Source organism: Ruegeria sp. S84, assembly GCF_056583445.1.
Genome location: NZ_JBWPVF010000001.1, coordinates 179,139 through 193,185 on the forward strand (window position 1 = coordinate 179,139; position 14,047 = coordinate 193,185).

Sequence of the window (14,047 nt, forward strand, 5' to 3'; positions counted from 1 at the left end):
ACTCTGTCGGACTTGGAGCCTCTTTCGTAGCGTGGATGCAGCAGTAACGTTTAAGGGTTTCAGAAGCACCCAAATCTTGTTCAGAGCCTACTGTCGTGATCAAAACTGCACTTAAGTCGGGGCGCACGCGATACACCAAATACAAGGCCTGCTACCAAGCCTCTGACAAAGGTTGCTTTGTTGCGCGCAGCCACCTGCGGAATGTGGCGGAAGTTGGAGGAATTTGCTGTTTGGCGTGACAAACTTTTCAATCGTCCGGAATGCCCCGGTGGATGATTGTCTGGTTTAGCCATGAGTGGTGATTGCGGTCGCTGCGGACCGGACAGTTTGATCGTTCTCTGCAACATTGACAGTTTCGAATAGCAAATGTTGTTATCGTAACGACAGGCATCGTCCCGAGGAGAAGAGCTATGCAAGACGTCGCGGATCAATCCGCTGGCTATGATGAGCACATTCTGATTTGTGACGATGACATCGAGTTTGCTCAGGGTGTTTGTGCATTTCTGACTGACAAAGGGTACAAAATCGAACATGCGCAAGATGTACCCGCTGCGCGGTTGATGATGGCTGATGAAACCTACAGCTTGTTTCTGCTGGACCTCGTGATGCCAGGAACTAGTGGTAAGGTGTTATGTCACGAGATCGCTTCGCGCATAGATGCCGGGATCATCATGATCAGTTCGATTGATGACGACGCCGAGCGGATTTCCCTGCTGGAACTGGGCGCGGATGATTACATCATTAAACCATTCAACGAGTTGGAACTCCTCGCGCGCGTGCGTGCTGTGCTGCGCAGGCGTGCTGGTGGAACGCAGGGAAAATCCCGGGTTACCCGGTTCGGAGAATGGGAGCTTGTTGAAAACGAGCGGCATCTCAAAAGCGAGGATGGTCGGCTCATCACCCTCACCTCAAGTGAAGTGCGCGTCATGCGGTTTTTTGCTGAAAATCCGGACGTGTTGTGCACCCGGGAAGACCTACTTGCCGTCGCTCGAACGCGGCAGCATGGCGGAGCAGGGGACAGGAGCGTTGATGCTCTGATCAAACGGTTGCGGTCGAAGATCGAGAACGATCCATCAAATCCGGAATATATTCGAACGGTCTGGGGGCAGGGTTACATCTTTCGTCCAGGCTGAACTCCGGAATCAAGCGGCAAAAGCACATTAGCCCTAAGGCCCCCGCTAGGGCGGTTTTCAAGCGTAACAGTGCCCCCCTGATCGACAACAATCGCCCGGACAATAGCAAGGCCGAGGCCTGTGCCGGGTTCGGTGGCTCCAAGTCTCTGGAAAGGCTCAAACGCTGTTTCAAGTTGTTCGGCTGGGATACCTGGTCCTTCATCGTCTATGTGAATTGCGGCCATATCGTTCGACGCGGTCAAAGAGACATTTGTTCGACCCCCGTATTTGACCGCATTCTCCAACAAGTTTCTAAGAACCCGGGTAAGCGCGTTATGTCTTCCTTTGACCACCGCAGATTGTTCGATTGTGCAGGTCACATCGCGACCCGCCTCAACCTGTTCATCTACAAGCGCCTCAACCAGTGAGCGCAAATCCAGGCGTGCAAGCTCTCCATCGTGATGCGTTTCGCGGTTGAGGTTGGTGACGGAGTTTACAATATCGCTGATGGTTTCCAACCGCTTGAGCAGTTGCTCTTTGGGTGCTGTTGGTTCCAATTTCTGGATCGCATCGTGCATCCGTGCAATCGGTCCCTTCAGGTCATGCCCGAGGCTACGAAGCAAGGTTGTCTTGTACTCAAGCGCCAGAACAATCCGGGCTTCCATGCGATTGAACGCAATAATTGTGTGGCGGATATCAATGGCACCCGCCTCGACGAGTGGGCCGACTTCTTCACCCCGGCCGATCAACTCGGCATTGACGGCCATCGCGCTCAGCGGTCGCATCACTTTCTGAATAAGAAACGCAAGTGCGCAAAGCAGGGTAAGCGCGACCAGACTGTCGATTGAGCCAACGATGACCAAAGGTACAATGTTCTTGTTTTTCATGAGCAAATAGCAGTTCAGCCATTCGTCATCATCTTTGAGCCGGACCGAAAAAACGCTCACCAGAAACGCGTCAACGCTTTCTGCATCGATAGGTTCGCCCGAGTGGCTCTTGAACAGTTGCAACAGCGCGCTTTGGTCGTGTTTGGCGTCAACGACCGTGTCTGCCACGGACAGTTCCGCGACGGCGATCCCACGGTGTTCCAGCCGCGCCGTCAGCCAGTTAGCCAGATTCGGGCGGTCGCGGCCATTGGCCAAAGTGGTTGCTGCATCCTGCGTGTCGACCCTGACACTCCATTCTGCAGGAAAGAAACCAAGCGCTGCTTCGGAGCGGCTGTCAGGGGGCACGCGGGCCAGGGTTGAAACCACCTGCGCAAGAAAGGCATCGCCCCTGTTTCGGATCTCTTCAGCGCGAGAGTTTCGGATCTGGACCACGTCGGTGACTACCGAGAACACGCCGACAATCGTCCAGCTGATAAGCACGATGCTCATAACTTGTGTTCGAAGTGTCAGATCATTCCAGCGCATTGCGCGTAAGTTCCCTGTCCCATCCCCCTCACTTGGGACGCTAATTCAAATACCGCCGCATTCCCAAGCGGAAATTGCAACCACCATGCCGCTGATGACGCAAAGGGGTTTCACCCACCGGTACCGCATTTCGGGGCACTCGGTTTCGCCAGATCGGCAAACAACCGGCCAAATTCGTCAATTGAATCAAAGTGTGACAAGCCCTTGGGGCATCGGCGGCTGGTCTCCAAGTATCACCCACAGAGTTTTTATTGGGAGCCAGCTATGTCAAAGCATTCATCCGTTCATCCACAACTTGCCAGCGCCCGGCGCGCGCTGAGGGGCAATCTGATTGCCACCGGCGTTTTCAGCGGTGTTGTGAACCTATTGATGCTGACAGGGCCGATTTTCATGCTTCAGATCTATGATCGCGTGATGTCTAGCCAAAGCGTGAATACGCTCGTCGCGCTCAGCACACTCGTCGCCGGTCTGTACCTGTTCATGGCCTTGATTGACGGCGCGCGGACCCGTGTGCTGGTTGCCATGGGGCATCGCTTTGAACAAAGGCTCACCCGAACAGCGTTTGATTGCACTTTGTCCGAGCCGTCGCGCAACCGTCCGGGTGGCAACCCTGCGGCGGCAATTCAAGATGTCGAAAAAATTCGCGGTTTCCTGTCGGGTCAGGGTGCCGGAGCTTTGTTCGATCTGCCGTGGATCCCGGTCTATCTGGGATTGGTTTTTGCCATGCACATGTGGCTGGGTATGGTCGGTGTAATTGGCGCGCTGGCATTGGTTGCCATTGCCATCGTTACGGATATCAAAGTCCGCGCTGCCGCGTGCGTTCAGTCTGAGCATTCGGCCAAGCGCAACCGTCTGGCAGAAGCCAGCCGCCGGAATGCCGAAATGGTTCGCGCGATGGGGATGCAGTCCAATCTGGGCAAGACCTGGCAAGATGTGAATGATCTCCACCTTGGTGCGAGTGCTAAGGCGGCCACTACTGTCGGAGTGTCTGGTAGCTTTACCAAGGTGTTCCGCCTGGCACTTCAGTCCGCCGTTCTTGCGGTCGCCGCTTATCTTGCCATCCATGGACATATATCGGCTGGCTCAATCGTTGCGGCATCGGTCATCATGTCCCGTGGCTTGCAGCCTATCGAGACTCTGGTCGGCAGTTGGCGCAATCTGGTTGCTGCCCGGCAAGCATGGGCTCAGCTGAAGCAAACTCTTTCTGGTGACGAAGCTGACCGTCGTATTTCCATGCCAAAGGCACAGAAGTCGCTGACCGTTGACGGCCTGATCGCTGCCCCTCCGATGGCCACTGCCGCTGTTCTCAAAGGTGTTGGTTTCGATATGAAAGCAGGCGAGGCACTGGCTGTGATTGGGACGACCGGCAGCGGAAAATCAACCTTGGCGCGCACACTTGTTGGTGCATGGTCGGCGGCCAAAGGCAGCATCAGTCTCGACGGTGTGCCGATTGACCAGTACCTGCCTGAGGAGCTTGGCCCCCAGATCGGTTTTCTGCCGCAGGATGTTGAGCTCTTTGACGGAACGATCGCCCAGAACATCGCGCGTTTTGATCCCGAGGCGACGGACGAGATGGTGATTGCCGCCGCCAAGGCAGCGGGTGTTCACGAACTGATCGCTAGTTTCAAAGACGGCTATGCCACCTCGGTTGGCGAGCGTGGCGCGGCCTTGTCCGGTGGTCAGCGACAGCGTGTTGCCCTTGCACGAGCGCTTTATGGTGATCCATTTCTGGTGGTTCTGGACGAGCCCAACTCGAATCTGGATGCCGTGGGTGAGGCCGCACTGAACCATGCCATTCTCGCCGCCAAGGCACGCGGGGCGATTGTGATCGTCATCGCGCACCGGGCGAGCGTGCTGGGTTCAGTCGACAAGATTCTGATCATGGAAGACGGTCGCGCCGGAGATTTTGGTCCTCGAACAGAAGTGATGGAGCGGTTGCGTCAACGCAATCAGGCCGCCGCCGGAGCTGCACAGCCTGCCGCTGAACAGAAGACCGTCGAACAACCCCAACAAACAGAAATCGTTGCCGCCACGGGTTGACCCAGGCCGGCGCTGTAAACAGAATGAATGGAGGAAGTCATGAATACCAACAAGAATTCCAACACGAAGACCGAAGGGTTTAGGGATCGTTCTGCCCGATCCATCGGCTTTGGTCTGGTCGCAATTGCAGCGCTCGCCATAGGATTCGGTGGTTGGGCGATGAAAGCCCCGATGTCCGGGGCGGTCGTGACGGCTGGTAGCGTGGTGGTCTCGTCCGACCTCAGAGCTGTGCAACATCCCGACGGAGGTATTGTCGGCGCCATTCACGTCAAAAACGGAGATAGGGTTGAGGCTGGCGATGTTGTTCTGACACTTGATGATCAGCTGTTGTCAGGCAGCCAAGCCTTGGTCGATGACAGGCTCGTGGCGCTTGAAGCGCAGTTAGTTCGTCTGACGGCCGAGCGCGATGGTCTGGACGATCTCGTACTGTCCGAGGAGCTTGCGGCCCGAAAAGACGAAGACAAAGTTGACCGCGCACTCGCAACGCAGCGCGCGGTGATGGAAGCACGTCGTCTATCGCAGGATGGTGAGGTCGCGGCCTTGGAAGAGAAAATTGAACAGGCAGAGCAGGAAATTGTGGGCCTGGAGGCGCAGCGCGAAGCTTCCGAAGAAGAGATCAAACTGATCGACAGCGAATTGGAGGGTCTGACGCAGCTCTTTGAAAAGGGTTTAGTACCTGGTACCCGGGTGACGACTTTGCAGCGTCAAAGAAGCAGTCTTGTCGGTAATAGTGGCGGCCTGACCTCTCGGATCGCAGTCGCCCGTGGTCGTATCAGCGAGACGCGTATCCATATCCTGCAACTGGAAAAGACCTTCCGCGAGCAGGTGATGAACGAGATCTCCTCGCTGGAGGTCGAACTGGATGGCTTGAAAGAACGTCGGAGCGCGGCCGCGTTGCAGTTGGCGCGGGTTGACCTTCGGGCTCCGGCGGATGGCATCGTGCATGAATTGGGTGTACATACAATCGGCGGCGTGGTGTCTCCGGGCGAAACGCTGATGCAGATTGTGCCCGAGGATGACGGGTTGGTGGTGACCGCTAGTGTCATGCCACAGGACATCAACAATGTCGCCTTGGGCCAGGCTGCGAGCGTTATGATCGGGGCGTTCGATCAACATGTTGCCCCTCGCTTGGATGGGCACGTTGAGTTTGTCTCGGCTGATTTGAAAACAGATCAGATGACTGGCTTACCCTACTACGAGGCGCGGGTTGCTCTAAGCGAGGAGGCTGTCGGACTTTTGTCTGACCGCCAGTTGAGCCTGCTGCCGGGTATGCCGGCTGACGTCTTCATCGAAACCGGCGAACGGACCCTGTTACAGTACCTTCTTGATCCTCTCAGTAAGCAAATCCGGACCACGTTCCGGGAGGTCTGATCGACCGCATGATGTGAGCTGCCCAATAGGAAGAAACAGCTAAAACCAGCGCCAGAAATGGCGCTGGTTTTTTCGATCCTGAAGGCGAGGAGGGGCGTTGGTGGTACCTGAGCGGGTGCTGGTTCACATCTTGGAGGCGCTCCTGTGTGAAAAGAGATGATGTCCGGCTTGGGAGCCTATTTTTGTCATACTTTGTAACAATTTAGCCCCCTTTTTCGCGTTGTAATGAAGGGGCCGGATAACCACCTTTTTGTTATACCCGAGGAGGAAGTTTCTAAGATTTTTTGGGTGCTAAACAAAGTGTGTAACAAGGAGAAATACAATGAAACATGTAACCACTACGAGCTTCGAGAAAGCCAACGACGATGTCATCGCCGTGCCCCCGATTCAGCCTTATCCAAAGTGCGGAACCGAGGTGCCAAATGATGGTGAAGACCTGGTGGCTGTAAATCCGTTGCCAATTGATCCGCTGGTTGCCGATCCCATCGAAGATCTGGTTGCCGTGAACCCGCTGCCTTTTGGTGCGGTTCCTGCCGGGGAAGGTGACGACCTCACCGCAGTTTCCCCGATCATGCCTGACCCCCGGTGTGGTACCGAGGTTCCGCAGGATGGTGAAGACCTGATCGCAGTAGCCCCGCTGCCTTATGGTGCGGTTCCTGCTGGTGAAGGTGACGATGTGACCGCAGTTTCGCCGATCATGCCTGATCCCCGTTGCGGCACCGAAGTGCCTCAGGACGGTGAAGATCTGGTTGCAGTGAACCCGCTGCCCTTTGATCCGATCGTTCTGGATCAGGGTGATGACGTCATCGCTGTACCCCCGATCCTGCCGCTGCCCAAATGCGGCACCGAAGTACCGGAGGATGAGTATGACCTGACGGAAATGGCGCCTCCGCCGCTGTGCGAAATCGTACCGACTGCAGGCGGCGAAGACATCTGCGGAACCCCCGTTCCGACCGACAGCTTCTTTGTCGATATGGTTGCCTAAGTGGGGCGAAAACTCAGCGATCATCTATCGCTGCACAACCAAAATCCGGGCGTCTTAGTTCCTGTTGAAACGGACGCCCGGGCAAACAGAGGGAAAACCAAACTCACCGGCTGGGGCCTGAAACAGGCGCCAGCCGGATTGCTGGTTTTCTCAGGCCGTGGATTCCATTTTTGTCATACTTTGTAACAACTTAACTGGCTTTCACCTGTTGAGATCAACAGCCTGAAAAACCACATCTTTCCTATGATCTGTGATGCGTATGGGCCCGAACCTCGGGTGTCGACCATCCAGGAAACAGGAGGAAAGACATGAAACATGTTAGCAAATCAAAATTCCAGCCCAACTCGGCGAGCACGCTCAACCTATCGGTTGGTCTTGGTGAAACGGATGACGATCCTATCGTGATCACGCCGGTTAGTCTGCTGTCGGAAGAAAGCAGCGAATTGCAGGACTACGTCTGGGAAGATTCAGCCTCGGACGACGAGACTGTGGCCAGCAACAAACCTGATATTCCCGTCTGGACCGGTGGTAAATCACCTGGCGATGGCCACAGCGGTTGGTGGGATAAATATGGGACCCATCTGCATGACACCAGCGGCACCTATGTCGGCCGCGATGTCAAAGCCCGTGGTGAATACAATATGGCCGATGGTGAGGTGAGCTTTGAAAACCTGATGCACCGTCTCTCAAGTGGGCAAAGCAAGGGGACATATCTTTACACCCGTATCGAAGGGAATGAAGGGGATAACGTCATCCACGGTTGGAACCCCGAAAACTGGGATAACTATGATGGCGGCACCTCGATCAAGAACTACTATTCTAATTATCATCACCGCGACAATATCTCGGGCGGTGACGGAGATGACATCATCATCGCCTACCGTGGGAACGACCAGTTGTTCGGTGATGGCGGTAATGATGTCATCTATGGTGGCGGTGGCCACGACTACATCGATGGAGGTGAAGGTGATGATCAGCTGTTCGGCGAATCCGGCAACGACAAGATCATTGGCGGCGGAGGCAAGAACATCCTTGTTGGCGGCGAAGGCGATGACATCCTGATTGCTGGGAATGAAGGCGACAAACTGTACGGTGGTACTGGTAACGACCTTCTTGTCGGCGGTGACGGTGATGATGTCCTGTTTACCGGGCATATCGACGAAACCTCTGCCGACACGCTTTACGGTGGAAAAGGGGCCGACACGTTCGTTATTGGCTCTGTGCCTGAACCAACAACTCATGATCCCAACCATAACCAATCGAATGGTCTGGGCGAAGAGTGGCTGGAAGAGGCAGGTAATCTGGCACTCGCCAAGATGCTGCCGGGCGCGAAGCTGTTCATCAACCTTGCCAGAGGCCTGATCGACGGGATCAAGAACATGTTCAAGACCGAGGAGCAGGTTGTCGAAACCGTCAACCCGCCGAAGGTGTCTCTGGTCGAGATCCTCGACTTCAACCCGCTTGAAGACAAGATCATTGTACCAGTCAACGTGGAGGGGCCAGTAACGCTGGACCTGCAGGCATCGATCGTTGATGGCGCGGCATTCGATCTGGTCGCGCTTGATCCGGCCGACAACAAGTTCAAGGTGATTACAACCTTCTATTGGGATGAGGCGTCGAACATCTTTCCGGGCGCAACAAGTATCTCGCAGCAGAACACAGATGCCTTCATTCAACGGTTGAAAGAAACTGCTCTGATCACGGGGCCGGATGGTGCGCATTATGGCTTGGGCCAAAAGATCGACCTTGGCCTGAGCAGTGAAGACCTTGCAGGTCTTGGAACCAGCAAGTTCGTCACATTCGGGGCGTTCGGCGGTGTTTCGATGGTCGGCTTTCATGACGAGGATCGTCAGTTGGGAACAAACCACAACGACGTTCTGCAAGCCTATACGTCCGAGCGCGATACCCACGGCGGAAACGAGGCCGAAATCCGCAATGACGGCAATGATGTTCTCTACGGCTTTGGCGGTGACGATATCATGGCTGGCGGTGGCGGCTTTAATAAGCTGTATGGTGGAGAAGGCAATGACACGGCCTGGTATGGTGACAGTCTGAGCGGCATCTATGTCGACATGAACAACAAGGCGGAAGATGCCAGCGGTGAGTATTACTGGGCCTGGCATGGCAACAGCGCCAATCCGTTCGATCTCAATGACGAGATTCGCGACAAGGAAGGCTATGATCTGCTCTGGAGCGTCGAGAACATCTATGGCAGCGACCATGATGATGTGATCATCGGCGACGACGGTGATAACGTCTTCACCTCGGGTGATGGCAAAGACGTGCTGACCGGTAACGGAGGAGCTGACACCTTCATTTTGAACGGCGGCGAGAACACGATCACCGATTTCGATGCCAATGAAGGCGACCGTATCGAGATTGACCTCGACGCCTACGGGATGACCGGCTGGTTCGATCTGGATCACCGCATTGAAAACGGCCAGATCGTGCTGTTGAACAAGCTGACAGACGAGATCATCGTGCGCTATGACGATGACGGGAACGGATTTGACCCGTCATACATCGACCTGCGCAGCTTGGTTGGCAACGATGAAGAAGGCTATCTGGTTGTCTACGAACCGCCCTTTGGTGCAAACACGCTGGAGTGGTTCGAGAAGTATGGCAACCGGATTGATGCCGAGGTCGGCGAAGAGCTCGTTAACGTAGATGGCACCGATAGTTGGGACTACATGATCGGCGACACCGGCAGTGGTGGATTGACCCTGAATGGTGGTGCTGGTGATGACTACATTGTTGGCGGTGCGCTCAATCAGTTCGCTACTCTGAACGGCGGCGACGGCAATGACACCATCGTGATCCGCAAAGGCGCGATGATCACCAATGCAAATGGTGGAGACGGCGACGACGTCATCATCCTTGATGCAGACCAGTCTTCAGAAGCCGGGTTTGCCAATATGTTCGGTGGCGAAGGCAGCGATACTTTTGTCATCACCGGCCCGGGCAGCCAGTATGGTGGTCAGGTGATCCGGGATTTTGAGGCTGACGACTCGATTGTTATTGATCTGGAAGGGTTCGGGATCTCGTCTCTGGATCAACTTCAGATCGAATGGCGTTCCAGCACTCACTGGGTCACGGCAAATGGCCAAAAGGTGATCAGCGTACAGGGTGTTGATGAGCATTTCGATGTCATGCAGCACATCAGCGAGCTGACGGCTCAGCAATCACAGGATTGGGGTCTCTGATCATCACCTGATTACCAAAAAAGCTTCAGCCGGTCTGGATCGGCTGAGGCTTTCTTAACAGTTCGATCTGGCAATAATGCAAAGTTAATTATTGCGACATTCCAAATTTGGCGAAGACTCGCGCAACTGCACCGATCTTTTGCTCAAACCCCGCCATAACCCACTGACCTACAGCGTTTTTTAGCGCATCAAAAGGTTGGCCTAGGCCCGCATCCGCTCAGATTAATTCGTTAATGAACTCTTAACGTGTCCTAAACTTCTGACTTGTTACGCAAGTTGGGCCTGAATTCATCGGGCTAATAAAGCCGAAATACTTGGGCTGAAACAACGACAAGATGGGAGTCTGTTTCAAGATGAGTAATGGAACATATGAAGAATTTCGCGACGCTTTGCGTGCATTTGAATCTGGTTGGGATCGAGATCGATACGACGCAGGAATCATTCAGGATTGGCAGCTGAACCAATGGGCGGGAGGGGCCGTTGCCGACTTCTATCCAAGCTATTCCAGCTGGTCTGATCTAAGCAGTGATGAATGGGACGCGATGTCCTATCGCTCGATGAACTCGCTTGGTTTTGTTGGATATCAGTTCGGCGAGGCGCTGTTAATTGACCTCGGGTATTACACCGATGATGTCTATTATGGGAATGGCGCGGCTTCGAACACCTGGGATGGCACATGGACCGGTAAGAACGGGGTGAATTCGCTGGCAGAGTTCACAACCGCCGAAGCGCAGGAGCGCGCGATTCAAGAAGCTTTTGGCTACAATCTTCAAGTCATCGAAACCGGGCTGGGCTATCAGGGAGAGAGCCTGTCCGACTATCTCGGCACGACACGCACTTATCTGGAAAATGGCCAGGCCGTCTCTGTCACGCTCAGTCTTACTGGCATAATGGCCGCCGCGCACCTGCGGGGGGCATGGGGTACGTTGGCTCTGCTTCAGGGTGGAAGTGTATCCACCGATGAATACGGTACTTCGATCCTGCGGTATGTCTCGCAATTCGGCGGTTATGACGCGCCGAGTATCGAAGACGCTATCAAGGTATACACCGACGGTGTCTTGCCCACGGATACAAATGGCGGCACCGATAACGGGAATACGTCGCCGCCCGTTGTCCCACCGGTTATACATCCGGAACCCACGGAACCGACCGGCAACGGGACTGCTGACACCACAGAAGATACTGCGGATGTGGTGATTAACTGGGCTTGGGGCACGAATGCAACGATCCCGGATTTCGACCCTACGACAGATACGATCTTCATCGCATGGGTCGGTGCCGACGCGTTGGAGGTTGCCGAGGTTGATGGCGCGGTTGTGTTCTCGATCCCGTCCAACAACCAGGCCACGACCCTCAGCGGTGTGACACTTGCTGAGCTGAGCCGGGCAAACTTCGCTATTCTGGACAATACCGCCGCAGCTGAAGTGCTTGGGCTGATAGGCACTGATGGTTCAATGCCGACCAGCGGTGGCGATGGTGGCGGAGATGGTGGTGGCGGTGGCCATAGCCACCAACATATGCACGTCATGCTGGGCCTTGCCAGCGAGGCACAGACGGTCGAAGGCTTCCTGCCCGCGATGGGAGATGTCATTGAAATCGGACCGGACATTGGGACTGATAACTTCTCGATTTTCGAAGAGAGTGGGGACGCTCTGGGGCAGACCGTTAGAATTGAGCTGACCTCGGGCAATGTAACCAAGCAGATCGTATTCACTGGCTTTGGCCTGTCCGATCTTTCGCTCAGCAATTTCTCTATCACGGATCAGACGGTGTTGAACGAAGTGTCCACAGCTTTGGGGCAAGTTATCGTCTCGCCGGGAGACGGAGAGGGCTATGACCTCAGTTATGATGCAGACGGGTCAAACCCGCCCGCTATCACCGGCAATACAGACACGGGCGGGGTGAAATACCGGGCCGATAGCAACGCTGACGACATAACCGGATTCCGCCCCGGTGTGGACGAGTTGGACTTTGGCGGTACGTCGGTTCACGGCATGATCGTCACCAAATCCAAGGCCGGCGAGATTGTTATCGACAGCCCATCGTCGGACGCGGCGCAAATCGTGCAAGGTGTCACCTTCCAGGACGTGACCATCGACAGCTTTGGTGTGGTCGGCAACGAACACCTCCGTCAGGATATGGGCGGCGTTCTTAGTTGGGAGCAGGGCGTAGGACCTCGCGATGCTGACACAGTCTATGTTCGTAGCCACGAATATGGCGTGCACGAAGTTATTGACGGCTTTGATCCTTCAACGATGAAGATCAGCTTCCTGTATTTCGGAACCCGCGAGCGGCTTAGCGTCGAGGACAGTAGCGATGGTCTGGTGATCTCATCCTTGCCGACCGGACAAAGCATCACGCTGACCGGCGTGACCAAGGCTGACCTGATCCCGGGTCTGGTCGAATTCCATTTTGATCAGGTGATGGAAGACAATCTCGAGGTACCATTTGGCTTTGACCAGAACGATGTGACGTTGGTTGCTCGCACCATACTGCTGACCCCACAGGCTCCTGTCGGGGCGACGACAGACGGTTATCAGACACGGGTCGGAGATCTGACAGGGGGATCGACCCAACCAGATATCGGTAGTGGAACCAACGAACCCGGAAACAGCCAAACCCCAGGAGTTGTGACCTTCGGCGCTGAAGTGGATGTGGCAGAGCTTACCTGGAACTGGGGGGTAAAGACCCAGATTATCGGTTTTAATGCCGATGATGATATCATCGATTTCAACGCTTTGAGCGAAAGCGATGTGTCGGTCACCGAAATTGATGGCGATCTTATCTTTGAAGTTATCGGAAATGGCGGCCATACCGTTACACTTCAGGATGTTCAGGCCGAGGATCTGGATCTTGGCAACCTGACGGCTGATGACTGGAACAGTGTTGCCGAAGCAGAAAGCGCCCTGACAGACCAACTTGAAGCGCTCGGCATGTCCATCGCCTGAGGCACTCCAATAAGTGGTTCCCGGTCTGCGCTAGGCCGGGAACGAAAACAAACACATGAAAATCGATGGGCACTGGCCTCGTTTCCGGTTCGGTTCCGTGATCAAGCCATGCGACCATAATATTAATGCTCGGATCGCTTGCGCTAGGTTCTCGTGGCTGGCTTTCTTATCGTTTGTCCTTCCGGCTCTACTTAAACACTACTCCAATAGGCTGCTGGACGGGGCGTTTAGCATATCAATTTGCTAAGCCGAACTAATCGGATGTCTTTGACAGAATTTGGCCACCGCTGCAGAGTCGGGTTGCAGGTGTTTCCAATGCGGAAGAAGTCCATGATCGCGACCGTTAGAAGTGTGAATCCGATTAAAGCCTTCTTTTTGTTCGTTTTGTCCTTCGCTTGTTTTTGCGCTACAAGCGCTTTGTCCCAAAACTCAGTGCCGCAAGTCGTTCTAACGGATGAGATCGTCCAGCGCATAGAAACACAGCGCGCAGCCGATCAGGTGTTCGCGGCTGACTATCAGGCATTGATTGAGAGTGCAGAAGCGCATTTGCGGTCGCCTACTATTGTTGAGGCAGTTCGGAATGGAGATGGTCAACTTCACGAAGCTTTTCGTGGATTTGGACAACGTCCGGTCGAACGCCTCACCACACTGGCTTTGGCTTGGCGATTGACTGGTGACAGTCGATATGTTGATCGCGCCAGAACCGAGCTCTTGCAGTTTTCGGAACTGGAAACATGGCAGTCCGCACACTTTCTGGGATTAAGCCGTGTCACATTGGCGGTGTCGCTCGGATACAGTTGGATTAGTGACAATCTGGACGAAGAGGATCATCAGACTATTCGATCGGCACTTGTTGAGAAGGGGCTGAAAGAAGTCGCAAAAATCTACGATCTGGATACGCTCTATTATGACAAGGGTTGGGTCGCCCCCCAACACTGGGTGAACCCAGTGTCTGTTCCCGCGTCGCTTCCTGATG

The 14,047-nt window shown here is 54.7% G+C and carries 7 protein-coding genes; 6 read left to right on the forward strand and 1 reads right to left on the reverse strand.

The window, feature by feature from the left end; all coding sequences use genetic code 11:
* Positions 1-410: 410 nt before the first annotated feature.
* Complete coding sequence (locus AC1DFB_RS19560) at positions 411-1,133, forward strand: response regulator (protein WP_170561885.1); 723 nt, start codon at positions 411-413, stop codon at positions 1,131-1,133.
* Here AC1DFB_RS19560 and AC1DFB_RS19565 read toward each other — a convergent pair.
* Entirely contained in the window at positions 1,112-2,488 is a 1,377-nt protein-coding gene (locus AC1DFB_RS19565; RefSeq protein WP_480922812.1) for a sensor histidine kinase, read from the reverse strand. The two genes, AC1DFB_RS19560 and AC1DFB_RS19565, sit on opposite strands and share 22 nt — an antisense overlap.
* Before the next feature lie 300 nt (positions 2,489-2,788).
* On the opposite strand from AC1DFB_RS19565, the gene AC1DFB_RS19570 reads away from it, so the two are divergent.
* The 5 genes from AC1DFB_RS19570 to AC1DFB_RS19590 all read left to right on the forward strand — a co-directional run bounded on the left by AC1DFB_RS19570 (position 2,789) and on the right by AC1DFB_RS19590 (position 13,071).
* Positions 2,789-4,564, forward strand: coding sequence for a type I secretion system permease/ATPase (locus AC1DFB_RS19570; RefSeq protein WP_480922813.1), 1,776 nt, complete (start codon positions 2,789-2,791; stop codon positions 4,562-4,564).
* A 39-nt stretch (positions 4,565-4,603) separates the two neighbouring features.
* Positions 4,604-5,935: an HlyD family type I secretion periplasmic adaptor subunit gene (locus AC1DFB_RS19575; protein WP_480922814.1), complete on the forward strand. Its 1,332-nt coding sequence runs from the start codon at positions 4,604-4,606 to the stop codon at positions 5,933-5,935.
* 322 nt (positions 5,936-6,257) lie between these two features.
* On the forward strand, positions 6,258-6,920 hold the full coding sequence (locus AC1DFB_RS19580) for a hypothetical protein (RefSeq protein WP_480922815.1): 663 nt from the start codon (positions 6,258-6,260) through the stop codon (positions 6,918-6,920).
* Between the two features lie 308 nt (positions 6,921-7,228).
* Entirely contained in the window at positions 7,229-10,123 is a 2,895-nt protein-coding gene (locus AC1DFB_RS19585; RefSeq protein WP_480922816.1) for a calcium-binding protein, read from the forward strand.
* 353 nt (positions 10,124-10,476) lie between these two features.
* Positions 10,477-13,071 (forward strand): hypothetical protein, encoded by a 2,595-nt coding sequence (locus AC1DFB_RS19590; protein WP_480922817.1) that lies wholly within the window; start codon positions 10,477-10,479, stop codon positions 13,069-13,071.
* Positions 13,072-14,047: the final 976 nt, after the last annotated feature.